We start from the raw sequence: 23938 nt of genomic DNA on the forward strand, positions 1-23938 counted from the left end.
TCACTTGACCAGAGCCAGCGCGAAGCCGTCCCAGCCCTTCGACCCCACGGTCTGCATGACCGTCGCGTCCAGCCGGGGATCCTCCCCCATCATTTCCAACGCGGTGACGATTCCCGGCGCGTTGACCTCGTCCAGGGTTGGATCCAGCAGCGCCCCCTCCCACACCACGTTGTCCATCACAATCGCGGTGCCCGGCCGACCCAGCCTGACGGCCCAGTCCAGGTACTGCGGGTTGTTTTCCTTGTCGGCATCGATGAACACAAAATCGAACGGGCCGCGGCCGTCATCCTGCAGCCCCGGCAGGGTGTCCAGGGCGGCGCCCACGCGGATGTCCACTTTGTGCCCTACTCCGGCAGCGTCCACGTTGGCGCGGGCCACCCCGGCATGTTTGGGGAGGTATTCGCACGTGATGAGTTCGCCGTCGTCGGGCAGTCCCTGGGCCATCCAGATGGTGCTGAACCCGGCCAGCGTGCCGATTTCGAGGATCCGCCGGGCGCCCGAAAGCTGCACCAGCAGCTTGAGCAGCTTCCCGGCGTTGGGCGCCACTTCGATGGCCGGCATCCCGGCGTCGACAGCGGACGTCACGGCCCGTTTCAGCGGGCTGCCGGGGCGGACGACGACGTCGGTCAGGTACTGCTCCACTGCCACCCACTGGGGCTCGGGCCGGTGCTCAATCATGGGCCCAGTCTCGCAGTTGCCCTTGCTGCGTGGGAAGCACCAAGGGCAGGCCGGAATTAGCCGGCGTCGGCGATGGCGCTTTCCAGCCGCTCCACTTTAGCGGTGAGCTCGCCGGAGTACCCGGGGCGGATATCAGCCTTGATGACCAGTGACACGCGGCTGCCGAAACGCCCTACAGCTTCGGTGGCCTGCTTCACCACGGCGAAGACCTCATCCCACTCACCCTCGATGGTGGTGAACATGGAGTCCGTGTGGTTGGGGAGTCCGGAATCCCGGACAATCTTGACAGCGGCAGCGACGGCGTCGTGGACCGAAGCGTCTGCGGATGCCGCGGCGGAAACGGCACCGGAATCAGAGGCGGGTTCAGCGCTGAGGTGAGCCGGCTGGCCGGAGGGTGCAACTGAGAATGCGAGCAACATGGACCCAGTCTGCCACAGCGGAATTCCTCGATACATTCGTCATATAGGGAGTACATTCGCGGCTACCAATCAGTAACCCGGGCGCTCAGGCCCAGCGTTGCTAACCTTGAAAAATGAACCTCGCAGTGGAACGCAAGCCCCTCCGTGCGGATGCTGCGCGCAATGTGGACAAGATCATCACCGCCGCCCGCAACTGCTTCCGTGAGTACGGACCGGAAGTGCCGTTGCAGACCATCGCCGTCACGGCCGGCGTCGGACCCGCAACCCTGTTCCGGAACTTTGCGGACAAGGAACAGCTGGTTCTTGCCGCTCTCAACCGCCAGCTCCGGCTGATGGTGGACCCCGTGATCGACGACGCCCTGGCCGGCCCCGATGCCGCCGACGGGCTGTTCCGCGTGATCGATGCACTGATGGCAGCCGCCAGCGAGGATGCCAACCTGCTCGGCGCAGTGGCCGGACGCCGCGGCCTGCTGACCGGAATCACCGGCAGCCTCTTCGAGTCCGTGGCCGTCCTGCTGGGCCGCGGCCAGGGCCAGGGGACCCTGCGGACTGACATCTCCATGACTGACGTGATCCGCCTGCTGGCCATGCTGATCGGCGTCGTGGACACCATGGAACCCGGGTCCGATGCCTGGCGCCGCCCCGTAGCACTGGTGGAGGACGCCATCCGCACGGAACGGCCCCACCGGCCGTTGCCTCCCCAGTCGCCGCTCCCGGGTACGGCCTTCGATTCGATCGTCCTGCCCTGAGTCTTCCTCGGGCGTAATTTCCATCGGGCCGTAATCTCCGTCGGGCCGCGGGCTCAGTCGTCCTGCCCTGAGTCTTCCTCGGGACGGTCCGTGTCGTCATGCGGCCGCTCGTCATGGAGCCGGCCGGCGTCCTCGGACCCGCGGCTGTAGGACGCCCTGCCGTCGGGGGCATGGATCTCGTCCAGGCGCTCGTTCAGGGCGTGCGCCAGGATGTCCCGCTGCAACGCAGGCAAGGCGATGGCACCGTGGATGTAGGCTTCGACTTCAAATTGGCCAGCGATGCCGCCAATGCTGAAATACCTCAGCCACAGCTCCTCGACCCGCAGGTCAGCGTTCCGGAGCATTTCCTCAAAGCGAAGCCTTTGCTCATCTTCGTCCTTGCCCAGGGCCAAAACGCACCCCCGCTCACCGGGGCAGCTGGGTGGAGGACACCAGCTCGACGGATATGTCACGGAGCGACCTTTTGGCCCGCCGAGACTCCATCAGCAGGTCCTGCATGGCCGTGTCCTCGTCAAGTCCGTGGCGGGCCATCAGGATTCCCTTGGCCACGGCAATAATTTCGCGGTGGGCCAGGGCGTCGCGGAGGTCCTCACTAATCATCCGGGCACTCTCGCGGGCCTGGGCATTGATCAGGAAGATGGTGGCCTGCGCGGCGAAGAGTTCCAACAGGCGCACGGTGGCGGGGCTGAAGCTGTTCTCATCACGGGCGTACAGCTTGACGGCGCCCAGCGCGGAATCTCCGGTGAGCAACGGTGCGCTGACGGAGGACCGCAACCCCAGCTCGGTGGCCGCACTGGCCCACGCCGGCCAGCGGTGGTCGTTGCGGACGTCGGTGACCAGCACCGGTTCGCCGCTCGCCCAGGCGAGGAGGCAGGGACCCTGGCCCAGGTCGTACTGGCGCGCGTCGGCAACCTCCACCAAGGTGCTGGAGGCACTCGCCGTATGTTTCCGGCCGTCGGCATCGATAAGTGTGACGCCCGCGCCCGCGGCGCCGGGCACGGCCGCTTCCGCAGCAGCGGTGATCAGCTCAAGGGCCCTGGATACCGTCTCGTCCGTCAGCAGGAGCTCGGAAGCACGGGCAAAGATTGCCGCCAGTTCGTCCGCGAGGGGTAGTTTTACCGCCATGGCCGCACCCACTCCACTGCTTTGCCGCCTTTCGCGAGTTGACCGGAACCCTTAAAAGCATAGCCTCAGGCGGGTCCGTTAGCCGGTGAAGTGGGTGGTGTCCGGCGCCGTATCGAATTTTCGCAGCAGGTCCTCGGCCACCACGCGGAGCTTGACGTTGCGGTTGCTGGAGACCTTGCTCAGGATGGCAAACGCTTCGGCCTGCGAGCAGCGGCTCTGTCCCATCACAATTCCCGAGGCAAGGTTGATGCTGGTGCGTGACTTCAAGGCCTCGAGAAGGTCGTCGTTGAGGTCCTTCGAGGCGCCGATGCGCACGGCCAGCCGCAGGGCTTTACCGGCCCGGGCCGCGAACGCTTCGCAAATGACGATGGCCTCGTCGTCGAACGCTCCTGCTTCCGGCGCGAAAAACGACACGGACGCCGCGGCCTCCGGATCCAGCCGCAGCGGGAGTGACAGGACACTGAGCTGGCCGGCCCGCATCACGCCGCGGTTGTAGCGCGGCCAGCGGGAGTCGGTCCGGGCATCGGGCACGGAAACCGTAGCCCCGGACTCCACGGCGGCCAGCGGAGGGCTCTCGCCGGTAGCCTGCTGAATCTCCTCAAGCAGCCTCGCCCCAGGTCCGCTGCCGGCGGACGTCACGGACCGCCGGGAACGCAGCAGGGTCACGGCGCACAGCACGGGAAGGCCCGTCGTCTTCCCGATGAAGCCCGCCGAGAACTCACACAACTCCCGGAGGAAGTCCTGCACATCGGCACTCTCGAGGACCAGGTCCTGCAGCCGTTCCGCCAGGTACTGGCCCAGCCGGGCGCCCGTCACGGCCCGCCGCCGCTTCTCGAATCCCCTGCCCGACGGCCCGAGGCCGCGAGATTGTGGTGGCCGTCACACAATATTAGAATTGTGGAGGTTACGCAGTCAGCCACCGTTTCTCGTTTTGGAGTTCGACATGGACTACGGACTACGTTCACCTTCCCTTCCGGTACTGCCATGACCCGCCAGCAGCTTGCCTTGCTCATGAACGGCGACGCCGACCCCCTGCTGGTCATCTCGACGGCCAGCACGTCGGAACTGCAGGCACTCACAGACGCCCTGTTCAGGGACCTGGATACGTCCCACCCGGTGTTCGGGGCGCAGTTCTGGTACGACCTGGCGTTGGAAGAGTTGGACAACAGGAACAACGGAGCCTCCCCACAGGCCGACGACTTGGCTGTTTCAGATGAGTTTGGCGCGGCCTAGGCAACGCTGTTCGGCCTATGGGCAACGCTAATCGGCCCAGTCGCACCGTTCGGCCCAAGCAGCGTCACTCGGCCGGCCTGGTGCCGGCCTCCCGCTCGCCTTCCGCGGCGTGTTCGTCCGCGGTTTCCGGGGCGTGACCTTCGGGAGCAGCTTCCTCGTGCCCATGCGGCACCGGCATCTCCTTGTGGTGGGCCTTCATGTGCGCTTCGTGGAGCTGGTCCGCTTCCTGCAGATGCTGCTGGAGCTTCTCCTCGGCATCGCGGCGGCGGCGGGACATCTCGCGCATTTCACGGGTGGATTCGGATCCAGGCGATGGCACATAGGGCCTGGATTTGGGGTCCTTTGCGGCAGCAGGAACCGCAGGCGCTTGTTCTTCGCTCATGGTGGCATCCTGCCACAGCACGGGCGGACCTACTAGGGCCGAACGGCCGTCATCAGCTCCAGCCCAGCAGCCGCAACCCGGCCGCAGCTCCGGCTCCGGCCAGGACTACCACCAGGAAAGGGGCCCGGAGCCACAGGGCGATTCCGGCTGCGGCGAGGGCGCCCATCCGGGCGTCCAACGCCAGGGCCTGCCCCGATGCCACCGCGTTCACGATGGTGAGGGAAGCCAGCAGGCCGATGGTCATGGTGCCCGCAATCCGGGACATCCGCGGGTTGCGCAGCAGGCTGGCCGGGACCAGATAGCCAAGGAGCTTCCAGCCGTAGCCCAGGAGGCAGGCAAGCAGCAGCCACATCCACAGGTTCATCTGCCGGCCTCTTCTGAATGCGGGTCCTGACGCGGGTGTTGGTGGTGCTCGGCATAGGGATCCACATCGGGCTCCAGCCCCTCATCGCTGCGGCCGTGGCTGAACCAGCCGATCGCCGCCGCCACGAATGCCGCGATCAGGATGGGAACCCCCGCGGGTACGAACGGCACGGCCAGCACCGTTGCCAGCGCGCACACCACTGCGATGGCCACCGGCTCGCGGCCCTTGAGCCGCGGCCAAAGCAGGCCGAGGAAGGCCGCCACCGCGGCGCCGTCGAGCCCCCATTGCTTGGGGTCCCCCAGCGCGCTGCCCGCCAGCGCCCCGACCGCAGTGAAAATGTTCCAGAGCACGAAGATGCCGATGCCGGCCGTCCAGAATCCCCGCTTCTGTTCGTCGGGGTCCGTCTGCCCGGTGCTGGTGGCCGTTGATTCGTCGATGGTGACGTGGGCGGCGGCGTATTTGCGCCACCCGCGCGGTTGCAGCAGCGCGTTGAGCTGCATGCCGTAGATGCCGTTGCGCATGCCCAGAAGCGTGGCCGCGCCCATCGCCGCCACTCCGGATCCGCCGCCGGCCACCACACCGATGAACGCGAACTGCGAACCGCCGCTGAACAGCAGCAGGCTGAGCGCCATGGTCTGCCAGAAATCAAGCCCGGATGTGACGCCGAGAGCCCCGAAGGAAACCCCGTAGAGGCCGGTGGCGATGCTGATGGACAGCCCCACCCGCACGGCCGGAGACTGAAGCAGCTTCACTGCCGCGCCCCGGGAACGCTCCGAGTCCCGGCGGTGCGGAACGGCTTTCGCAGGCTCCAGGCCCAGAGGATCAGCGGCACCTGCAGCGGAAGCCGGGCGGTGTGCACCTTCCGCTGCCCCGGCGTTCCGGCCGGACCGTACGCGCGGCGCAGTGCGTCGGCATGCCCGGCGACGAAGGCTGTGAACATGGCAGTAACCCCCCACGCGGCCGGTTTGCGGGTGGCCGGGATCAGAAGCCCGACGGCGGCGCCCGCCTCGAGCAGGCCGCTGAGCGCCACCCATTCGTCCCGGGTCATCACCGCATACGGGCCGTTGGGCCGGGCGCCGGAGTCGTCACGGCACAGGAAATCGGGAACCACTTGGTAAAAGAATGCGGGTTCGCGGAAATGCTTCATGGCGCTGGCCAGCAGCAGGGCGCTCAGGGCAGTCGCTGAGAGGGTCTGGGTGGCCCGGCCGGACCAGGTGAATGGCATGGATCCATGCAACCACAGGCGCTGACGCCGCCGTTAACCGCGGGCGCGCCGCCCCTGCGCGAAAGGACAGGGTGGCAACGGGCGGACGGGACTTTCCGCCCGGGTCAGGACGCGCAGCGCGGCGTAGCTTATTGACTATGAGCAACGTGGTGGAAATGACCGGCGTCGTCAAGCGTTTCGGAACGGTAGTTGCCCTCGACGGCCTCGACTTCCAGGTCGCTGCCGGCGAGGTGCATGGCTTCCTGGGTCCCAACGGGGCCGGCAAGTCAACCACGCTGCGGCTGCTGCTGGGCATGCTGCGGGCCACCTCGGGGTCGGCCAGGGTGCTGGGCCTTGACCCGTGGCACGACGTTGCCACGCTGCACCGCCGGCTGGCGTACGTACCCGGGGACGTGGCCCTGTGGCCCAACCTGACGGGCGCCGAGGTGATCGACCTGCTGGGGCGGCTCCAGGGCGGCCAGGACCGTGCCCGGCGTGACCGGCTGCTGCAGACTTTCGACCTTGACCCCACCAAGAAGTCGCGGACCTATTCGAAGGGGAACCGGCAGAAGGTCGCCCTGGTGGCCGCCCTGGCCACCGACGCCGAGCTCTTCCTCCTGGACGAGCCCACCAGCGGGCTGGACCCCTTAATGGAGGATGCCTTCCGCGGATGCGTCCGCGAGCTCCGCGATCAGGGCCGCACCATCCTGCTCAGCAGCCACATCCTCAGTGAGGCCGAGGCGCTCTCGGACCGGGTCAGCATCATCCGGGCCGGCCGCGTGGTGGAGTCCGGGCCGCTTGCGCAGCTGCGTCACCTGACCCGGACATCGGTCACTGCCGACGTCGCAAGCGTGCCCCCGGGCCTGGACCTCCTGCCCGGCGTCCACGACGTTGTGGTGACGGACCACCGGGTCAGCGCCCAGGTGGATCCGGCCGGGCTGGCCCCGTTCCTGCAGGCCCTGACGGCCGCGGGGCTGCACGCACTGACCAGCCAGCCGCCCACGCTGGAGGATCTGTTCCTGCGCCATTACGGGCCGGCCGGATCGCTCGAAACGGCACGGCGATGACGACCGGGACGCTGGACCGAGGCGACGCGCCGGCCGGCAGGACGCGGACCCGGCCGGCGATGACCGGGACACTGGCCGGCACCGGCGTCCTGGTCCGGCTCGCGCTTCGGCGGGACCGCTGGCTGTTGCCGCTCTGGATCCTGGGCTTCGCCCTGATCGCTTACTCGACGGCGGCGGCCGGCGCCGAGCTGTACCCGGATGAGCCCAGCCGGGTGGCGGCCGCCACGGCACTGAACGCTACGGCGTCCATGGTGGCCCTCTTTGGGCGGATCTACGATCCGGCCTCGCTTGGCGCCCTGTCGCTCATCAAATACACCGCCTTCATGACCGCCATCCTCGCGGTGTTGATGGTCATCCTCACCATCCGGCACACCCGCGGAGACGAGGAAAGCGGGCGGCTGGAGCTCCTGGGCGGCGGACGGCTGGGCCGTGACGCGCCCCTGGTGTCCGCCCTGGCCATCAGCTTCGCCACGAGCATCCTTACCGGGCTGTTGTCGGCTGCAGCGCTTTCCCTCGGCGGCTTGCCGGGACCCGGATCACTCGCCTTCGGGCTGGGCTGGGCTGCTACGGGGATGGCGTACAGCGCCGTGGCGGCCCTGGCTGCGCAGCTAACGGCCAGCGCCCGGGCCGCTACCGGGCTCAGCATCGGCGTCATTGCCGTCACCTACGGCATGCGGGCGGTGGGCGACCTCGCCGAGCCCGGACCGTCGGTGTGGTCCTGGCTTTCGCCGATCGGGTGGAACCAGCAGGTGCGGGCCTATGCCGGGGACCACTGGTGGGTGCTGTCACTGCCCCTTGCGCTCTGCGCCGTCCTTGTTCCCGCGGCGTTCGTCCTCCGCGCGCAGCGCGACCTCGGTGCCGGCCTGCGCGATGAGCGGCCCGGACCCGCCCGCGGACAACTCTCCGGGGTGCTGGGCCTCGCCGTACGGCTGCAGTACCGGGTCCTGCTGGCATGGTGTGTGGCGTTTGTCCTCTTCGGAGTGGTGATCGGCTCCCTCGTCGGCAATGTGGCGGACTTCCTGAGCTCGCCCGGCGCCCAGGACCTGATGCGCGCCCTGGGCGGTCCGCGCGCCCTGACCGACGCGTTCCTCGCCGCCGAGATCAGCATCATGGGAGTCATCGCGGCCGCCTACGGAATTTCCGCCGCCAACCATCTGCGGAGCGAGGAAACGGCCGGGCACACCGAAGCTCTGCTGGGCACTGCCACCACCCGGCTCCGCTGGGCCAGCAGCCACTACGCCGTGGCGCTGGCAGGGGTGGCGCTGCTGCAGCTGCTGACCGGCCTCTCGATCGGCATCGGGGCCGCGTCCGCCGTCAACGACGGGGAACTGGTGCCGCGCTCCCTGGTGGCGGCCCTGGCCCAGATCCCGGCTGCCTGGGTGCTCACCAGTGCCGCGCTGGCGGTGTTCGGTTGGCTGCCGCGGCTGACCGGTGCCGTCTGGGTGCTCCTGCTGGGACTTATTGCCCTGGGTGAATTCGGGGTGCTGTGGAACGCACCGGAATGGCTCATGGAGCTCTCGCCGTTCCGGCATACCCCGCTGCTTCCGGTGGACGCTGAAGGAATTCCGGCGCTGGCGGCCCTCACGATTACCGCCGCGCTGCTCGGCGCGCTGGGCTACGCCGGCTGGCGCCGCCGGGACCTAGCGGCCTGAGAATTCCCCTTCCCGTTCAGCTGACGGAATGACTGCTTTCGCCGAGCCGGGCCAGCACCTCGGCCGGCCGGTTGGTGGTGATTTCGTGGATTCCCACGTCCCGGCACAGCGCCACGTCCTCCTCCGAGTCCACGGTCCACACCCTGAACCTGCGGCCGGAATCCATCCAGCGCTTCACGGCGCGGGCGTGCTGGCGCACGTAATCGATGCCCGGTCCCGCCAGCCGCACTTCGCAGTCGTTCAGGATCCGTTCGCCTTCCACCTGGGCGGCCCGCATAACGTTCGCTACGGCCCCGCCGGTGATAACCCCCAGCCCGAGTTCTTCCCGGACTTCCTCCACCTTGATGTCGTCCACCAGCTGGCAGATGAACTCGGCCGGAACAGTCTTGAGCAGGTGCTTGATGGCGTCCGGGCTGAAGCTCATGAAGGACACGGAAATGTTGTCCACCCGTGAAGTGCGGGGATCCCAGCCTTCCGATTCCAGCACCTCCAGCACCCGGTCCTCCAGTGCCAGCAGGTACGGGCTGGGATGCTTGAGCTCAATGGCGAGCCCGATGTCCCGGCCGGCCGCCCGGAGGATGTCCAGCAGGTCCGGCAGCGTCAGCAACTGGTCGAACTTTCCGCCGTATTCAAGGGGAATCCGGGCGCCCTTCCACGAGGAAAAATCCAGCAGCCGCAGTTCATCGAGGGTCCGGTCAGCCACGGGGCCGGTGCCGTCCGAGGTGCGGTCCAGGTTCGCGTCGTGCAGCAGGACCACGTGCTGGTCCCGGCTGAGATGGACGTCGCATTCCACGCCGTCGGCCCCGTCCGCAATGGCCTGGAGATAGGCGGCCCGCGTGTGCTCGGCGAAGGCTGCGCTGGATCCCCGGTGGGCGTAGACCAGCGGCCGGGTGGGGGCGGACTCGTCGGTAGTCATGCTGACACGTTAGCGGACGCCCGCGGCGGATGCGGGACTAGGCTGGGCACATGCAGGTGAACAGTGAACAAACCACCCGTCCCGCTGCAACCAGACCCGCGCATGCCGGCACAGCAGGTACCGGATCCGGTGCCGGTGCCGCCGTCGACCGGGGCCTGGGCAGTGACGCCGAAAAGGCCGCCGCGCTGCGGAAAATGAAACTCCTGGCGCTGGGGCTGTTGATTATCATGGCCGTGATCTTCGTGTTCGCCTTCGCGCTGCAGAAGCAGTACCCGTGGCTGGAATACGTCCGAGCTGCGGCCGAGGGCGGCATGGTGGGCGCCCTCGCCGACTGGTTCGCGGTGACCGCCCTGTTCAAGTACCCGATGGGAATCAAGATCCCGCACACGGCCATCATTCCCCGCCGCAAGGACCAGATCGGCGCCTCGCTGGGTGAATTCGTGGAGACCAATTTCCTCTCCGAACAGGTGGTCCAGGAAAAGCTCGCCTCGGTGGACATCGCCCGGAAGGCCGGTGCGTGGCTGTCCGGTCCCGGCGGTGCCGAGCGCGTGGCCAAGGAGGGTGCCGCCGTCATCCGCGGCGCGTTCAAGGTACTGAACGACGACGACGTCCAGGCCGTGATCGAGTCGATGGTCCGCAAGCACCTGCTCACTCCGCCGTGGGGGCCTCCGGTGGGCCGGCTCGCCGAGCGGATCTTCGCCGACGGGCACCACCACACCCTGGTGGACCTGCTGGTGGACCGGACCGTGGACTGGGTCCGCGACAACCACGAGACGGTCAGCAGGCTGGTTTCGGACCGGTCCCCGCAGTGGGTTCCGCAGTTCGTGGACGGGCTCGTGGGAGACAAGGTCTATGTGGAGATCCTCAAGTTCACCAAGGCCGTGCAGGCCGATCCGCACCACCAGGTCCGGCAATCGATCGACACGTACCTCACCTCGCTTGCGCAGGACCTGCAGCACGATCCCGTGATGATCGCCCGCGCCGAAGGCATCAAGGCGCAGGTGCTGGGCGACCCCGAGGTCCGCGAACTGGCGTCCCGCACGTGGGGCACCATCAAGGCGGCGCTGCTCGGCGCCGTCGACGATCCCCACAGCGAACTGACCGTCAAGTTCAAGGCGGCCGTGCACGACTTCGGCACCCGGCTGGTAGTGGACCCCGAACTGGCGGGCAAGGTCAACGCGTGGATCGGCGACGCCGCGGGCTACCTCGTGAAGACGTACCGCTCAGACATCGCGGGCGTGATCACGGACACCGTGGCGCGCTGGGATGCCGAGGAGACCTCGCAGAAGATCGAGCTGCAGGTGGGCAAGGACCTGCAGTTCATCCGGATCAACGGCACCGTGGTGGGCGCCCTGGCCGGTCTGGCCATTTTCACGGTGGCGCACCTGGCCTTCGGCTGACCGCCCCAACCACCCAGCGCCCAGCGCGAACGGACACTTAAGCACCACTGCCCAGCGCGAGCGGACACTTAAGCACCCCCCGCCGCGCTTCGGGAGGGGCCGCAAGTGTCCGTTCGCGCTTTCTGGGCCAAGCTACGCCGGCACCGCTTTTGCCCTGGCCCGGCCCTGCACCGCGAAAACCGTAAACACCAGTGCCACGAGCGCCGTGACCACCAGCAGGAGCAGGCCGATCGAGTAGCTGTGGGTCGCGGCGTCGTACGTTGCCCCCATGACGAGCGGCGGGAAGTAGCCGCCGAGGCCGCCCGCCGCGCTGACCACGCCGCTGATGCTGCCCACTTTCCCGTGCGGCGCCAGCACGCCCACCCATGCGAAAACCCCGCCCGCGCCCAGGCCGAGGGCCGCTGCCATGGCGACGAATGTCAGGCCCGCCGGGACCTCGCCGTCGGGCTGCAGGTTCACCACCCACGCGAGGACAGCGACGGCGGCAAGCGAGACGATCACCACCGGTTTGGGCCCGAGCTTATCCGCGAGCACGCCGCCCACCGGCCGTGCCAGCACCGCCGCGAGGGCGAACCCTGCCGTGCGCGCACCGGCGCCGCTCGGATCGAAGCTGTACACGTCGCGGAGGTACGTGGGCAGGTAGGTGGCAAAGGAGACGAAGCCGCCGAAGACGACGGCGTAGAGGAAGCACATCTTCCAGGTGACCGGTGTTTTGGCGGCGTCCAGGAGTTTGGGCAGCACCGGGGCGTTGCTGCGGGTCCAGCCCGGGGATTCCTTCATCAGGAACCAGACCAGGGCCGCCATGACGGCAAGGACCCCGGCGATCAGCAGGTGCGTCGGGAAGTATCCGATGGAGGCGACGAGCCGGGGGTTGAGGAAGGCGGCCAGCGCCGTTCCGCCCATGCCGGCACCGAAGACGCCGGTGGCGAAGCCCCGCCGGGACGGTTCGTACCATCCGCTGACAAAGGGGATTCCGACGGCGAACACGGTTCCGGCGACGCCGAGCAGCAGGCCGGCGCCCAGCACCAGCGCGAAGGAGCGCAGGGTTCCGCCGACGGCCACCAGCAGGATCGGCACGATGGCGGCAAGCAGCACGAAGGTGAACATCGCCCGGCCGCCGTACCGGTCCGTCAGGGTTCCGACGACGATCCGCCCCAGCGAGCCGACGAACACCGGCATGGCCACCAGGACGCCGGTGGTGGCCGGGTTGAGCTGCAGGTTCTGGGTGTAGAAGGCGCCGAGGGTGGCCACGGAGTTCCAGGCCCAGAAGCCTGCCACGGACGCCGCGGTGGCCAGCACCAGGTTCCGGGTCTGGCCCGTGGAAGCGGACGTTGGGGACGGTGCTGTTCCAGCCACTGTTCACTCCTTTGGATTCAGCCGGTTTTGGATGGGCCCGGCCGCTTCAGCGGTTACGGGTGTCCCTGTCCCGGGTTCCCACCGGCGCCCAGCCGCGCCGGGTGGCTGCGTCCCGCGAGCGGTAGACGATGTAGGGGCGGAAAAGGTAGTGCAGCGGTGCCGTGAACGCGTGGACCAGCCGGGTGAACGGCCAGATGACGAACAGGGCCATACCCACGAGGGTGTGCAGGTGGAAGGAGAACGGCGCCGCCGCCATGGCCGCGATGTCCGGCTGCAGGACGAACAGCGAGCGGAACCAGGGCGCCACGGTCTCACGGTAGTTGTGCCCGTGCTCGCCCTCGAAGACGCTGGCCAGGGTGGTCCAGAGGCCGAAAACAATGGCGGCGGTGAGGACCACGTACATGGTCTTGTCGTTCGTGGTGGTGGCCATGAACACCGGCCCGGTGGTGCGGCGCCGGTAGATCAGCAGGATGATCCCGCCCAGGGTGCCCACCCCCGCAATCCCGCCCACAAACAGGGCATTGAAGTGGTAGAAGTCCTGGCTCATGCCCACCGCCTGGGTCCACGCCATGGGGATCACCAGGCCGAAGAAGTGCCCGGCAATCACCGCCAGCAGGCCGAAATGGAACAGCGGGGACGCAATCCGGAGCATCTTCGATTCGTACAGCTGGGAGGACCTGGTGGTCCAGCCGAACTGGTCGTACTTGTAGCGCCACACCAGGCCGCCCACCAGCACCACCACCATGACGTACGGCAGGACGCCCCAGAGCGCGGTGTCCAGGGCGGTGATTTCGACGGCGGATCCGGGCTCGGCTTCGAAGGGCGCCGTTTCAAGAGTCACCATGGTCAGGCCCCCTTCACGGGCAGGAGTCGCGGATCGTAGGGGTCCAGCCCCACGGCCTCGGTGGGCGGGCCGTAACCGGCCATCCGCATCACGGCCTGCTCGTCCGCGGGCGATTTCCCGGGGAGCGTGGCGCAGACGGCCTGCAGGATCCGGGCGTGCGGCAACCCGTCCCGCAGCAGCCCGAACCGAAGCATCTCGAGGCTCGCCCGGAAGCGGGTGAGCAGTTCCCGCCCCGCTGCCAGGTCCACCACCGCGGCGTATTCCAGGACCATCGGCAGGTAGTCCGGCAGTTCGCCGCGGGTGTCCACCAGGATGTCGCTTTGCCGGTAGGTCTTCTTGAAGTTGCCCAGCACCTCGCCACGGCGCCGGGTGTCCCCGTCGGTCCAGTAGCTCAGGTGCAGGGCGTGCCGCTTGCCGAGGTCGAATTCACGGACGTAGTGTGCCTGCACCTCCATGGGCGGCGTGGATTCCAGCAGGTCCAGCACCTCGGCGAAGTCCGGCAAAGCACCGGGGAACTCGCCCAGCGCCGACCGCATGAGCGGCACCCTGCCGGTCAATTCCTCATCCGGATAAGACAGGCACCAGGCGGCCGCGAGGTAGACCACCTGCTGGCGCCGGCTCACGGCTGTTCCCCCGGGTGGTGCTTCTCCGGAAAAAGCCCCGGAGGCGCCCCGGTGCCGTCCCAGTTGAGCAGGTTCACCCGGCCGCGCAGGGTGGTCCCACCGGGCGCCTCGTCGGAGGTCTGCCGGTCCCGCAGGGCATTGAAGGTTTCCACCGCCACCGGGACCGGGCGGCCGCTGGCCTCGCCGAACGGGGAGGAATCCTGCATGCCGGGGCCGCCGTCGAAGTCCAGCGAGCAGCCCATCTCCTCCAGGTCGTGGGCCTGTTCCACGTGCGCCTTGGGAATGACGTAGCGCTCGTCGTACTTCGCGATCGCCATCAGCCGGTACATCTCGTACATGGTCTGGCCGTCCATGCCCACGGCCTCCGGGATGGAGTCATCGGGGTCGTTGCCCAGGCTGATGCCCCGCATGTAGGAGCGCATGGCCGCGAGCTTCTTCAGCACCGCGGTGACGCGGTCCGCATCCCCGGCGGTGAAGAGTTCCGCGAGGTACTCCACCGGGATGCGCAGCGCCTCAATGGCGCCGAAGAGGTTGCCGTGATCCTCGCCGTCGTGCCCCTGGTCCCGCAGCAGATCCACCACGGGTGAGAGCGGCGGCACGTACCAGACCATCGGCATGGTCCGGTATTCGGGGTGCAGCGGCAGGGCCACCTTGTAGACCTTGGCGAGGGCGTACACCGGCGAGCGCCGTGCGGCGTCGATCCAGTCCTCGGGGATGTCCTGGGCCCGGGCCGCAGCCTGGACGGCGGGGTCGTTGGGGTCCAGCAGCACGTCCATCTGGGCGTCGTAGAGTTCCTGCGGGTCGGTGACCGCGGCCGCCGCGGTGACGGCGTCGGCGTCGTACAAGAACAGCCCCAGGTACCGCAGCCGGCCCACGCAGGTCTCCGAGCAGACCGTCGGCAGCCCCACTTCCACCCGCGGGTAGCAGAAGGTGCACTTCTCGGCCTTGCCCGTCTTGTGGTTGAAGTAGATCTTCTTGTACGGGCAGCCCGTGACGCACTGCCGCCAGCCGCGGCACTTGTCCTGGTCCACCAGCACAATGCCGTCCTCAACCCGCTTGTAGATCGCGCCGGAGGGGCAGGAGGCCATACAGGACGGGTTCAGGCAGTGCTCGCAGATCCGCGGCAGGTAGAACATGAACGTCTGCTCGTAGGCGAACTTGATCTTGTCCTCGGACTCGCGGCGCACCTTCTCCACGATCGGGTCCAGATGGCCGTTCTCGGCGGAGCCGCCCAGGTCGTCGTCCCAGTTCGCGGACCACGTGATCTTCGTGTCCTTCCCGGTGATCAGGGACTTGGGCCGGGCCACCGGGAAGTCGTCGCCCAGCGGCGCGTCCACGAGGGTCTTGTAGTCGTAGGTCCACGGCTCGTAGTAGTCCTTGAGTTCGGGCTGGACGGGGCTGGCGAAGATCCCCAGGAGCTTCTTCACGCGGCCGCCGGCCTTGAGCACCAGCTTGCCGCGCTTGTTCAGCACCCAGCCGCCGTGCCACCTTTCCTGGTCCTCGTAGCGCCGGGGATACCCCTGGCCGGGGCGGGTTTCCACGTTGTTGAACCAGACGTATTCGGTGCCCGCACGGTTGGTCCAGGCCTGCTTGCAGGTCACGGAACAGGTGTGGCAGCCGATGCATTTGTCCAGGTTCATGACCATGCCCATTTGAGCCATGACACGCATCAGTACTGCACCTCCTGGGAACGACGGCGGACGGTGGCCACCATGTCGCGCTGGTTTCCGGTGGGGCCGAGGTAGTTGAACGCGTAGGCCAGCTGGGCGTAGCCGCCGATCAGGTGCGAGGGTTTCACCAGCAGCCGGGTCACCGAATTGTGGATGCCGCCGCGCCTGCCGGTGGCCTCGGACTTCGGGACGTCGATGGTGCGTTCCTGCGCGTGGTGGACGTACACCACCCCGGCCGGCATCCGGTGGCTGACAATGGCCCGGGCCACCAGGACGCCGTTGATGTTCAGGCACTCCACCCAATCGTTGTCCCTGACCTGGATTGCTTCCGCATCGGCCGGGCTCATCCAGACGGTGGGGCCGCCGCGGGAGAGCGAGAGCATCAGCAGGTTGTCCTGGTATTCGGAGTGGATGGACCACTTGGAGTGCGGGGTGAGGTACCGGACCACCACCTCCATGGCCCCGTCCCGTCCGAGTTTGGGCTCGCCGAAGAGCCGGTGCATGTCCAGCGGCGGCCGGTAGATCGGCAGGGCTTCGCCGATGTCGGTCATCCAGTCGTGGTCGAGGAAGAAGTGCATCCGCCCGGTCAGGGTGTGGAAGGGCTTGAGCCGTTCGATGTTGATGGTGAAGGGGGCGTAGCGCCGGCCGCCGGTTTCGGAGCCGGACCATTCCGGCGAGGTGATCACCGGGACCGGGCCGGCCTGGGTCTGGGCGAAGGTGATGAACTTTTCCTCGGAGCCCTCGGACAGGTCTGCGAGCTTCCGGCCGGTGCGGACTTCCAGGTCCTTGAAGCCCTGCACGGACAGCGCACCGTTGGTGGTCCCGGAGAAGGCCAGGATGGCTTCCGCCATTTTCGCGTCGGTGTCGATCGCCGGGCGGCCGTCCGCGGCGCCGCCAAGCATCACGCCGTTGGAGCGGCTGAGCCGGTCCAGGGGTCCGGCGAGTTTGTAGGTGACGTTCTTGACCGTGAAGCCCAGTTTGTCGGCGAGGGGCCCGACGGCGGCCAGCTTGTCCGCGATGGCCGTATAGTCACGCTCCACCACCGAAAAGACGGGCATGTTCTGCCCGGGCACGGCGGGGATGTCCGTCTCACGCCAGTCCCGCACGATCCCGCCGGGCTGGGCCAGCTGGCCTGGGGTGTCGTGCTGCAGCGGCACACTGACCAGGTCCCGGCGGACGCCCAGGTGGGTCTTCGCCTGCCGGGAGAACTCCTGTGCCAGCAGGTGGAAGGTGTCGAAGTCCGTTTTGGTTTCCCACGGCGGGTCAATCGCCGGGCTAAAGGCGTGGACGAACGGGTGCATGTCGGTGGAGGACAGGTCATGTTTCTCGTACCAGGTGGCGGCCGGGAACACGACGTCGGACAGCAGCGTGGTGGAGGTCATCCGGAAATCAGCGGAGACCAGCAGGTCCAGCTTCCCCTCCGGCGCCCGCTCATGCCACCTCACGTCCCTGGGCTTGAGCCCCTCGGCGTGGTCCTTGCCCAGGACGTTGTTGTGCGTGCCCAGCAGGTTCCGCAGGAAGTACTCGTTGCCCTTGGCCGAGGAGCCGAACAGGTTGGAGCGCCACAGCACCAGGGTCCGAGGCCAGTTCTCCGGGGCGTCCACGTCCTCGATGGCCGGGTTCAGCGTGCGGTTCTTGAGCGCGTCCGCGATGTAACCCGGAGTGTCCGGCGCAGTGCCGGCGGCGACGGCGGCCTCCGCCTCGTCCGCGAGGTCCAGCGGGTTGCGGTCGAACTGCGGGTAGAACGGCATCCAGCCGAGCCGGGCGGACTGGGCCAGCGCGTCCGCGGTGTGCATGCCGTCCAGGGCTCCGGTGGACAGCGGGGACTTCAGCGCGTCCGCGGAATAGCCGTCCTGCCGCCACTGGTCGGTGTGCATGTACCAGTAGCCGGTGCCGATCATGGTCCGCGGCGGGCGCGACCAGTCCAGGGCATTGGCCAGCGACAACCAGCCGGTGACCGGCCGGGTCTTTTCCTGCCCGACGTAATGCGCCCAGCCACCGCCGTTGCGGCCCATGCAGCCGGTGAGCATCACCAGCGCCAGCACGGCCCGGTAGGTGGTGTCGCCGTGGAACCACTGGCAGATCCCGGCGCCCATGATGATCATGGACCGGCCCTTGGACTGCTCGGCGTTGCGCGCGAACTCCCGCGCCACGCGGATGCAGGCCTGTGCGGGGACGCTGGTGATCTCCTCCTGCCAGGCCGGGGTGTAGGGCGTGGACGCGTCCTCGTAGCCGGCGGCCCACTCCCCCGGGAGCCCGTCCCGGCCCACGCCGTACTGGGCCAGCATCAGGTCGAACACAGTGGTGACCAGCTGGCCTTCCACTTCCAGGACAGGCACGCCGCGGCGCAGCACGCTCCCCTCCCCGCCGGCATCCTCGAAGCACGGGAGCAGGATTTCGGCGCTTTCCCCGGACACTTCACGGAGGGACAGGGCGGGGTCGATTCCCTCCAGGTCGAGGTTCCATTTGCCCTCGCCGCTGCCGGAATACCGGAACCCGAGGGAGCCGTTGGGCACCGCGGTCCGCCCGGTCTTCTTGTCGAACAGGACGGTGCGGAACGCCGCGTCCTCAGCCCCGGACTCCCCCGGGAGGTCCCGGGCGGTGAGGAATTTCGCCGGCGTCAGGGCGCCGTCGTCGTTCTTCACCAGCCTGACCAGGAACGGAAGGTCCGTGTACTGCTTCACGTAGTCGGTGAAAAACGGCACGTCCCGGTCCACGAAGAATTCCTTGAGCATGACGTGCCCCATCGCCATCGCCAGGGCTGCGTCCGTTCCGGCCTGCGCGGGGAGCCATTCGTCGGCGAATTTGGTGTTGTCCGCGTAGTCCGGGCTGACGGTGACCACCTTGGTGCCGCGGTACCGGACCTCGGCCATCCAGTGCGCGTCCGGGGTCCGGGTCACGGGGACGTTGGAGCCCCACATCATGAGGTAGCGCGCGTCCCACCAGTCGCCGGACTCCGGGACGTCGGTCTGGTCCCCGAACACCTGCGGGCTGGCGACGGGCAGGTCCGCGTACCAGTCGTAGAAGGACGTCATCACCCCGCCGATCAGCTGGATGAAACGGGTTCCCACGGCGTGCGACACCATGGACATCGCGGGGATGGGTGAGAAACCGGCGCAGCGGTCCGGGCCGTAGGCCTTGATCGTGTTCACGTGGGCTGCGGCCGCGATCTCGACGGCTTCCTGCCAGGAAACACGCACCAGGCCGCCCTTGCCGCGGGCCTGCTGGTAGCGTCGGCGCTTTTCCGGGTCGGCCGTTATCTCGGCGAAGGCCAGCACCGGGTCGCCGAGCCGGGCCTTGGCCTCGCGGTACATCTCGACGAGGACGCCCCGGGCGTACGGGAAGCGGACCCGCGTGGGCGAGTAGGTGTACCAGGAGAACGCCGCGCCGCGCGGGCAGCCCCTGGGCTCGTATTCCGGGCTGTCCGGGCCCACCGAGGGGTAGTCGGTCTGCTGGGACTCCCAGGTGATGATGCCGTCCTTGACGTACACCTTCCAGGAGCACGAGCCGGTGCAGTTCACCCCGTGCGTGGACCGGACCACCTTGTCGTGGCTCCAGCGGTCGCGGTAGAAGATGTCGCCTTTGCGGCCGCCCTCCCGGAACACCGCCCTGCCGTCGTCGGTCTGGTCCCATTTGGTGAAGAATCGGCCCAGCTTCAACATTGCATCTGATGCGGGTCCATCTAACCCCGCATGGGGTCCGGCAGCCATGCCCTCAAGCTAGGTTGCCGCGTGAAGCTCCGGATAGGGCCGAACGGCACTAGCCCGCCCCCGGCTGAGCGCGAACGGACACTTGAGCACCGGTTGGTAGCGCGAACGGACACATAAGCCCCCGCCCCGAGCGCGCGACGGGGCCGCAAGTGTCCGTTCGCGCTTCAGGGAGGGCCGGAAGTGTCCGTTCGCGCTTAGTTGGTCTGAGGGCTAGGCGAAGGGCTCCAGTTCCACGCCGGCGGCTTCCAGGGCCTTGCGGACGGCGGCCGCCGTCTCCACCGAACCGGGGGTGTCGCCGTGGAGGCACAGCGAGTGCGGCTGCAGCCGGACCACGGTGCCGTCCACGGCCTCCACTTCGCCGTGAATGGCCAGCCGGACCGCGCGTTCGGCGATCTCCCCGGCGTCGACCAGGAGCGCACCGTCCGCTGTGCGCGGCACCAGCGATCCGTCCGGGAGGTAGGCGCGGTCCGCGAAGGCTTCATGGAACACGGGGTGGCCCGCCTCGGCGGCAAAGGACAGGAGTGCCGACCCCTGCAGGCCCAGGATCGGCAGCCCGGGATCGTAGGCCTGGATGGCGGCGATCACGGCCGAGGCCTGTTCGGCGTCGTGCACCGTGCGGTCGTACAGTGCGCCGTGGACTTTGACGTAGTCAACGGATGCCCCGACGGCGTGCGCCACGCCGTCGAGCGCGCCGAGCTGGTACAGCACGGCCCCGAAGAGGTCGTCAAAGGTCATGTCAATGGACCGGAGGCCAAACCCGGGCAGGTCGGGATACCCGACATGCGCGCCCACCCTGACGTCCAGCTCAAAGGCCGCACGGCAGGTGTCCAGCATGGTGACGGGGTCCCCGGCGTGCAGGCCGCAGGCCACGCTGGCGCTGGTGATGAGCGGGAACATGGCGGCATCGTCCCCCATGGTCCAGGTCCCGAAGGACTCCCCCAGGTCAGCGTTCAGATCCAATGAATCCACCTTTCAATGTTGAGTCTCCGCCGGTTGTGGTGCCGGGGGTATTGGTGCTGGCGTCCAGGGCGGCCGGGGATCCGGCACCGCCGGTGGTGCCCGCGCCGGCAGCCCCGGGCGTCAGTTCGCCGGGGATGGTGTCCGGCATGGGCCCGAAAGCTTCCTTGGCGCTTGCGACGACGGCGCGTCCCATCACGCGGTTGCCCACGCCTCCCACCACGGCGCCGACGCCGAACGGCAGGGCGCGGCCCAGCAGCGCCGTCCCTTGCCGCTGCAGCAAATTGCGGAGGAACGCACGCTGAATCCGGTCCCGCACCGAGCCGAAGCCGGGGAACGATGTCTTGCGGGCGAACGCTGAACCCCAGGCGTCCGTGGGGCCCTTGCCGCGGCCGGCAGCCTGGCCGCTGAGGCTACCGAGGAGCGCGGTACCTTCCTCGCCCAGCATGATGGCCATGACCAGCGTGCCGGCTTTCTCGGGGTCCACCATGCGGATGCCGTGGAGCTCGGCCAGGGATGTTGCGTACAGCGCGGTGGCTTCGAGGAAGCCGACGGTGGCTGCGGCGGAGAGGCCCAGGGCGGCCACGGTGCCGACGCCGGGGATGACGGCGGAGCCGCCGACGAGTGCGCCGCCGCCGGTCACAGCCAGCAGGTAGTCGCGTTCCAGCTTGTCCGCGAGCTGCGCCGCCGTGGCGCGCGGGTGCCTGCGCTGGAGCCGCCGGAGGTTGGCAAGCACCAGCGGGCGCTGGACTTCGACCGCCCGCAGCAGCATGCCGTGCAATCCGGGCTTGGGCTTGCCGTGGGAGTCGAACACCGCCTTGTGCGCGGTCTTTTGTGCAATTCGCATTGCCGGGTTCTTTCGCATGGCCATCGTCACCTTTCCTGGAACGGGAACAAGCCGCCGGCGGGGGTCCGCAACCGCGGTACGGAACCGTGACTGCTGCCGGGCAACGACAGCTTGTGGCTGCCGCTCTCCCTTAACACTAAGCCACCTTGCTACATCACCCAGGATTCGGCCACCGCTATGTACGCTGACGACGACGGCCCCCGGGGCCCGGGGTACACGGTCGGTGAGCCGGGCCATTCCACGCCGAATTCGGCCAGCCGTCCGGTGTTGCACGGAAGGTAGACATTCGTCAGGGCCGCGCTGGTGCCGCCGAGCTGGAAGTCGGGCGCTGAGAACTGGCGGCGGTCCAGGACGCCGCTGATTTCGAGCTCCGCCTTGCGCCCCACGGCCCGGAAGCCGCGGTCCACGTCCAGTTCGACGTCGAACTCGTCCTGGGTGTGCGTGATTTCCGCCAGCGGGAACCGGGCTGCCTCCGGAAAATAGCGGGTGAGTTCGTTGGCCAGGGTTTCGGCGAAGTAGCCGTTGGGGCCGTAGCTGCGCCAGCCCTGGCGGGTGGCCACCAGAAGGGCGTTGCCGCTGCCCCACTTGGACCATTCGGCCATCCAGAAGGAGGCGAAGCAGCTGGCGGGTTCACCGGGGATGTGGACGCCGTCCGGGTTCACCGGATGCAGCGCCAGGCCCGGGTTGCTGCCGATGAATGCCATGCTGCGGCGTGATGCGCCTGCCGGACTGTTCCCCATACGCAGAGCCTAGCCCTGCAGGGGTTGGCGGCAGCTGCGGCGCGGCCGGATGGGCGGGCCTAGACTAGCCTTATGCCCACCCCCAGAGCCCTGCGGCCCTTTGTGCACCGGGAGTACCGGGTGCTGATCGCCGCGTTGGCCGTCTCCATTTTCGGTTCCGGAATGTGGGCTGTGGGCATGGTGTACCAGGTGATCCACCTGGGCGGCGGTCCGCTTGAGCTGTCCCTCGTTGCCACTGCGGGCAGCGTGGGACTGGTGGCGTTCGTCCTGGCAGGCGGGATCGCCGCCGACCGGGTGCCGCAGCGGCTTTTGATCATCGCGGTGGAAGGCACCAACCTCGCTGTGATCGCGGCCATCAGCGGGCTTGCCCTGGCGGGGTGGCTGCAGTTGTGGCACCTGGCCGTAGGCGCGTTCGTGCTCGGCGTGGGTGCGGCGTTCTTCTTCCCGGCCTATTCGGCCATCCTGCCCAGGATCCTGCCGCCGGAAGACCTGCTCGCGGCCAACGGCATGGAGGGGACCCTGCGGCCCATCCTGCAGCAGGCGGCCGGTCCTGCCGTGGCCGGCATCCTGGTGGCCGCGTTATCCCCCTCGCACGCAGTCACGGGTGTGGCGGCATGCCACCTCCTCGCGTTCATCATCCTCAACTTCCTCGGCCAGCACGCCCTTGATGCGCCGGGCACCGCGGGCACCGCCGGCACAAGCGGCACCGCCGTCGAACGCGCCAAAACATCTTTCTTCCACGACCTCCGTGAGGGCGTCAGCTACACGGCCAGGACGCCCTGGCTGTTGTGGACGCTGCTGTGGGCCTGCATCTCGGTGCTGTTCCTGATCGGCCCCATCGAGGTGCTGATGCCGTTCGTTGTCCGCGACCAGCTGGGCGGCGACTCTCGCATGTTCGGTTTCCTGCTGGCCGTGATGGGCGTGGGCGGTGCGGCCGCGTCGCTGGCCACGGCGTCCTTCGCTCTGCCGCGCCGCTACCTCACGGTGATGATGGTGTCGTGGGGCGCCGGCAGCCTGCCGCTTGCCGCCGTCGGGATCATGGACAGCTTCTGGATGGTCGCTGCGGCGCTGTTCATCTTCGGCGCCACGGGAGGCATCGGCATGGTGATCTGGGGGACGCTCCTGCAGCGCCGGGTTCCTGCCCACCTGCTGGGCCGCGTGTCCAGCCTGGACTTCTTCGTGTCGCTGGCCCTGATGCCCGTCTCCATGGCACTGGCCGGACCCGCTGCGGCCGTAGTGCCCACGTGGGTGATTTTCCTGGTGGCCGGCGGTGTCTGCCCCGTCATGGCCGTGGTGGCATTGGTGGTGGCCAGGATGCCGGCCGACGAGCTGGCCCACCCGCTGGACCGCAGCGCCGGGGACCGGGAAACCGCGGACAGCCCGTAGCCTGCCGCGCCCCGCGGCTGCCGCGCCCCGCGGCTGCCGTCTCGGTAGCCTGCCGCGCCCCGCGGCTGCTACGCCTTGGCGGCCACAGGCAGCGGCGGCACCGCCGACGGGGCGTCAGTGGCCGCCGTCAACGCCTTCCGCAGGGCCAGGAAGAGCAGCACCAGGCCTGCGGTGAGCAGCATGTGGCCGGTGCCGGCGATCCCGGCGAGCGCTTTGGAGCTGGCATCCAAACCTGCCACGACCAGTGTCCCCTTGACCAGCATCATCCCGCCGGTGACCACCACGCCGGCGTTCCAGATCCAGAAGAACCACGCGAACAGCCTCGGCGCCGCAGCGGAGATTGCGAAGGCCTTCTCCAGCCCGAGCACCAGCAGCAAAACGATGAAGCCCAGCACCAGCCAGTGCGTGTGCACCAGGCCCAGCTGGGAGTCGCCGGTGAAGCCGTTGATCTTGGTGAGTTCCCGATAGTAGAGGCCGGAGAGGACCCCGGCGATGGCATAGGCAAACGAGGCATGGAAGAGTTTTTTCACTCCCCCAGTCTTTCGCCGAAGCACGACGGCGGGATCAACCGTTCGGTTGATCCCGCCCGTCTGTTGGGACTACTGCTGTTGGAACT

The 23938-nt window shown here is 68.2% G+C and carries 25 protein-coding genes; 6 read left to right on the forward strand and 19 right to left on the reverse strand.

The annotated features are described in order from the left end of the window. Together AC6JAC_RS20360 and AC6JAC_RS20365 are read right to left on the reverse strand one after the other, a co-directional pair. Positions 1–678: an O-methyltransferase gene (locus tag AC6JAC_RS20360; RefSeq protein ID WP_347898649.1), complete on the reverse strand. Its 678-nt coding sequence runs from the start codon at positions 676–678 to the stop codon at positions 1–3. A gap of 56 nt (positions 679–734) precedes the next feature. Beyond that, on the reverse strand, positions 735–1097 hold the full coding sequence (locus AC6JAC_RS20365; protein ID WP_454697428.1) for a thiamine-binding protein: 363 nt from the start codon (positions 1095–1097) through the stop codon (positions 735–737). 113 nt (positions 1098–1210) lie between these two features. Here AC6JAC_RS20365 and AC6JAC_RS20370 point away from each other — a divergent pair, with 113 nt between their 5' ends. Beyond that, positions 1211–1846 carry a TetR/AcrR family transcriptional regulator gene (locus tag AC6JAC_RS20370; RefSeq protein ID WP_028270654.1) on the forward strand — a complete coding sequence of 212 codons (636 nt, stop codon included), beginning with the start codon at positions 1211–1213 and terminating at the stop codon, positions 1844–1846. A gap of 53 nt (positions 1847–1899) precedes the next feature. Here AC6JAC_RS20370 and AC6JAC_RS20375 read toward each other — a convergent pair whose 3' ends face one another. The 3 genes from AC6JAC_RS20375 to AC6JAC_RS20385 form a co-directional block, all read right to left on the reverse strand. Next, positions 1900–2190, reverse strand: a complete 291-nt coding sequence (locus AC6JAC_RS20375; RefSeq protein ID WP_347898651.1) for a hypothetical protein — start codon at positions 2188–2190, stop codon at positions 1900–1902. A 61-nt stretch (positions 2191–2251) separates the two neighbouring features. Then, entirely contained in the window at positions 2252–2971 is a 720-nt protein-coding gene (locus AC6JAC_RS20380; protein WP_497966391.1) for a GAF and ANTAR domain-containing protein, read from the reverse strand. 78 nt (positions 2972–3049) lie between these two features. Continuing rightward, complete coding sequence (locus tag AC6JAC_RS20385) at positions 3050–3787, reverse strand: GAF and ANTAR domain-containing protein (protein WP_051628826.1); 738 nt, start codon at positions 3785–3787, stop codon at positions 3050–3052. A gap of 168 nt (positions 3788–3955) precedes the next feature. Between AC6JAC_RS20385 and AC6JAC_RS20390 the strand changes: the two genes are divergently transcribed. Then, positions 3956–4204, forward strand: a complete 249-nt coding sequence (locus AC6JAC_RS20390; protein WP_043438273.1) for a hypothetical protein — start codon at positions 3956–3958, stop codon at positions 4202–4204. Positions 4205–4268: 64 nt separating this feature from the next. On the opposite strand, the gene AC6JAC_RS20395 is transcribed toward AC6JAC_RS20390, so the two are convergent. The 4 genes from AC6JAC_RS20395 to AC6JAC_RS20410 are packed head-to-tail and all read right to left on the reverse strand — an operon-like array spanning position 4269 to position 6175. Further along, a complete protein-coding gene (locus AC6JAC_RS20395) occupies positions 4269–4586 on the reverse strand; it encodes a hypothetical protein (RefSeq protein ID WP_454697426.1) in 318 nt (105 codons plus the stop codon). A 52-nt stretch (positions 4587–4638) separates the two neighbouring features. Beyond that, a complete protein-coding gene (locus AC6JAC_RS20400) occupies positions 4639–4950 on the reverse strand; it encodes an AzlD domain-containing protein (protein WP_454697425.1) in 312 nt (103 codons plus the stop codon). After that, on the reverse strand, positions 4947–5702 hold the full coding sequence (locus AC6JAC_RS20405; RefSeq protein ID WP_028270650.1) for an AzlC family ABC transporter permease: 756 nt from the start codon (positions 5700–5702) through the stop codon (positions 4947–4949). The genes AC6JAC_RS20400 and AC6JAC_RS20405 overlap by 4 nt, the downstream gene beginning before the upstream one ends. Continuing rightward, a complete protein-coding gene (locus tag AC6JAC_RS20410; RefSeq protein WP_497966394.1) occupies positions 5699–6175 on the reverse strand; it encodes a DoxX family protein in 477 nt (158 codons plus the stop codon). The genes AC6JAC_RS20405 and AC6JAC_RS20410 overlap by 4 nt, the downstream gene beginning before the upstream one ends. A 137-nt stretch (positions 6176–6312) precedes the next feature. On the opposite strand from AC6JAC_RS20410, the gene AC6JAC_RS20415 reads away from it, so the two are divergent. Both AC6JAC_RS20415 and AC6JAC_RS20420 read left to right on the forward strand, forming a co-directional pair. Then, positions 6313–7221 carry an ABC transporter ATP-binding protein gene (locus AC6JAC_RS20415; RefSeq protein WP_497966396.1) on the forward strand — a complete coding sequence of 303 codons (909 nt, stop codon included), beginning with the start codon at positions 6313–6315 and terminating at the stop codon, positions 7219–7221. Next, positions 7218–8873 carry an ABC transporter permease gene (locus tag AC6JAC_RS20420; protein ID WP_497966398.1) on the forward strand — a complete coding sequence of 552 codons (1656 nt, stop codon included), beginning with the start codon at positions 7218–7220 and terminating at the stop codon, positions 8871–8873. Before AC6JAC_RS20415 ends, AC6JAC_RS20420 begins: the two co-directional genes overlap by 4 nt. A gap of 16 nt (positions 8874–8889) precedes the next feature. Here AC6JAC_RS20420 and AC6JAC_RS20425 read toward each other — a convergent pair whose 3' ends face one another. Next, entirely contained in the window at positions 8890–9789 is a 900-nt protein-coding gene (locus AC6JAC_RS20425; protein WP_454697422.1) for a glycerophosphodiester phosphodiesterase, read from the reverse strand. Between the two features lie 50 nt (positions 9790–9839). On the opposite strand from AC6JAC_RS20425, the gene AC6JAC_RS20430 reads away from it, so the two are divergent. Further along, on the forward strand, positions 9840–11189 hold the full coding sequence (locus AC6JAC_RS20430; RefSeq protein WP_454697421.1) for a DUF445 domain-containing protein: 1350 nt from the start codon (positions 9840–9842) through the stop codon (positions 11187–11189). A 132-nt stretch (positions 11190–11321) separates the two neighbouring features. On the opposite strand, the gene AC6JAC_RS20435 is transcribed toward AC6JAC_RS20430, so the two are convergent. The 8 genes from AC6JAC_RS20435 to AC6JAC_RS20470 form a co-directional block, all read right to left on the reverse strand. Further along, positions 11322–12545 (reverse strand): MFS transporter, encoded by a 1224-nt coding sequence (locus AC6JAC_RS20435; RefSeq protein ID WP_454697420.1) that lies wholly within the window; start codon positions 12543–12545, stop codon positions 11322–11324. Positions 12546–12591: 46 nt separating this feature from the next. Then, on the reverse strand, positions 12592–13389 hold the full coding sequence (narI, locus tag AC6JAC_RS20440) for a respiratory nitrate reductase subunit gamma (protein ID WP_028270643.1): 798 nt from the start codon (positions 13387–13389) through the stop codon (positions 12592–12594). Between the two features lie 2 nt (positions 13390–13391). Then, the gene (narJ, locus tag AC6JAC_RS20445; protein WP_028270642.1) at positions 13392–14012 is read right to left on the reverse strand and encodes a nitrate reductase molybdenum cofactor assembly chaperone; all 621 of its coding nucleotides are present in this window, start codon (positions 14010–14012) and stop codon (positions 13392–13394) included. Continuing rightward, the gene (gene narH / locus AC6JAC_RS20450) at positions 14009–15682 is read right to left on the reverse strand and encodes a nitrate reductase subunit beta (protein ID WP_028270641.1); all 1674 of its coding nucleotides are present in this window, start codon (positions 15680–15682) and stop codon (positions 14009–14011) included. The genes narJ and narH overlap by 4 nt, the downstream gene beginning before the upstream one ends. Next, on the reverse strand, positions 15682–19392 hold the full coding sequence (locus AC6JAC_RS20455; protein ID WP_497966402.1) for a nitrate reductase subunit alpha: 3711 nt from the start codon (positions 19390–19392) through the stop codon (positions 15682–15684). The genes narH and AC6JAC_RS20455 overlap by 1 nt, the downstream gene beginning before the upstream one ends. Positions 19393–19602: 210 nt before the next feature. Next, positions 19603–20352 carry a LamB/YcsF family protein gene (locus AC6JAC_RS20460; RefSeq protein ID WP_347898680.1) on the reverse strand — a complete coding sequence of 250 codons (750 nt, stop codon included), beginning with the start codon at positions 20350–20352 and terminating at the stop codon, positions 19603–19605. After that, positions 20336–21220: a hypothetical protein gene (locus AC6JAC_RS20465; RefSeq protein ID WP_497966404.1), complete on the reverse strand. Its 885-nt coding sequence runs from the start codon at positions 21218–21220 to the stop codon at positions 20336–20338. The genes AC6JAC_RS20460 and AC6JAC_RS20465 overlap by 17 nt, the downstream gene beginning before the upstream one ends. A 125-nt stretch (positions 21221–21345) precedes the next feature. Then, a complete protein-coding gene (locus tag AC6JAC_RS20470) occupies positions 21346–21936 on the reverse strand; it encodes a hypothetical protein (protein WP_497966406.1) in 591 nt (196 codons plus the stop codon). Positions 21937–22008: 72 nt separating this feature from the next. Between AC6JAC_RS20470 and AC6JAC_RS20475 the strand changes: the two genes are divergently transcribed. Further along, the gene (locus AC6JAC_RS20475) at positions 22009–23322 is read left to right on the forward strand and encodes an MFS transporter (protein WP_497966409.1); all 1314 of its coding nucleotides are present in this window, start codon (positions 22009–22011) and stop codon (positions 23320–23322) included. A gap of 68 nt (positions 23323–23390) precedes the next feature. Here the strand turns inward: AC6JAC_RS20475 and AC6JAC_RS20480 are convergent, their stop codons facing one another. Next, positions 23391–23852 (reverse strand): DUF2871 domain-containing protein, encoded by a 462-nt coding sequence (locus AC6JAC_RS20480; RefSeq protein ID WP_454697412.1) that lies wholly within the window; start codon positions 23850–23852, stop codon positions 23391–23393. Positions 23853–23938 lie beyond the last annotated feature (86 nt).

This window comes from Arthrobacter sp. KUASC02, assembly GCF_059739395.1.

Excerpts from the sequence above, each read along its gene's own strand:
- AC6JAC_RS20375 (WP_347898651.1), bottom strand. The coding sequence starts at position 2,190 with ATGCTCCGGAACGCTGACCTGCGGGTCGAGGAGCTGTGGCTGAGGTAT.
- AC6JAC_RS20420 (WP_497966398.1), top strand. The coding sequence starts at position 7,218 with ATGACGACCGGGACGCTGGACCGAGGCGACGCGCCGGCCGGCAGGACG.
- AC6JAC_RS20470 (WP_497966406.1), bottom strand. The coding sequence starts at position 21,936 with ATGGGGAACAGTCCGGCAGGCGCATCACGCCGCAGCATGGCATTCATC.
- AC6JAC_RS20465 (WP_497966404.1), bottom strand. The coding sequence starts at position 21,220 with ATGGCCATGCGAAAGAACCCGGCAATGCGAATTGCACAAAAGACCGCG.
- AC6JAC_RS20370 (WP_028270654.1), top strand. The coding sequence starts at position 1,211 with ATGAACCTCGCAGTGGAACGCAAGCCCCTCCGTGCGGATGCTGCGCGC.
- AC6JAC_RS20430 (WP_454697421.1), top strand. The coding sequence starts at position 9,840 with ATGCAGGTGAACAGTGAACAAACCACCCGTCCCGCTGCAACCAGACCC.
- AC6JAC_RS20400 (WP_454697425.1), bottom strand. The coding sequence starts at position 4,950 with ATGAACCTGTGGATGTGGCTGCTGCTTGCCTGCCTCCTGGGCTACGGC.
- AC6JAC_RS20380 (WP_497966391.1), bottom strand. The coding sequence starts at position 2,971 with ATGGCGGTAAAACTACCCCTCGCGGACGAACTGGCGGCAATCTTTGCC.
- AC6JAC_RS20415 (WP_497966396.1), top strand. The coding sequence starts at position 6,313 with ATGAGCAACGTGGTGGAAATGACCGGCGTCGTCAAGCGTTTCGGAACG.
- narI (WP_028270643.1), bottom strand. The coding sequence starts at position 13,389 with ATGGTGACTCTTGAAACGGCGCCCTTCGAAGCCGAGCCCGGATCCGCC.
- AC6JAC_RS20425 (WP_454697422.1), bottom strand. The coding sequence starts at position 9,789 with ATGACTACCGACGAGTCCGCCCCCACCCGGCCGCTGGTCTACGCCCAC.
- AC6JAC_RS20365 (WP_454697428.1), bottom strand. The coding sequence starts at position 1,097 with ATGTTGCTCGCATTCTCAGTTGCACCCTCCGGCCAGCCGGCTCACCTC.
- AC6JAC_RS20455 (WP_497966402.1), bottom strand. The coding sequence starts at position 19,392 with ATGGCTGCCGGACCCCATGCGGGGTTAGATGGACCCGCATCAGATGCA.
- AC6JAC_RS20475 (WP_497966409.1), top strand. The coding sequence starts at position 22,009 with ATGCCCACCCCCAGAGCCCTGCGGCCCTTTGTGCACCGGGAGTACCGG.
- narH (WP_028270641.1), bottom strand. The coding sequence starts at position 15,682 with ATGCGTGTCATGGCTCAAATGGGCATGGTCATGAACCTGGACAAATGC.
- AC6JAC_RS20410 (WP_497966394.1), bottom strand. The coding sequence starts at position 6,175 with ATGCCATTCACCTGGTCCGGCCGGGCCACCCAGACCCTCTCAGCGACT.
- AC6JAC_RS20395 (WP_454697426.1), bottom strand. The coding sequence starts at position 4,586 with ATGAGCGAAGAACAAGCGCCTGCGGTTCCTGCTGCCGCAAAGGACCCC.
- AC6JAC_RS20390 (WP_043438273.1), top strand. The coding sequence starts at position 3,956 with ATGACCCGCCAGCAGCTTGCCTTGCTCATGAACGGCGACGCCGACCCC.
- AC6JAC_RS20360 (WP_347898649.1), bottom strand. The coding sequence starts at position 678 with ATGATTGAGCACCGGCCCGAGCCCCAGTGGGTGGCAGTGGAGCAGTAC.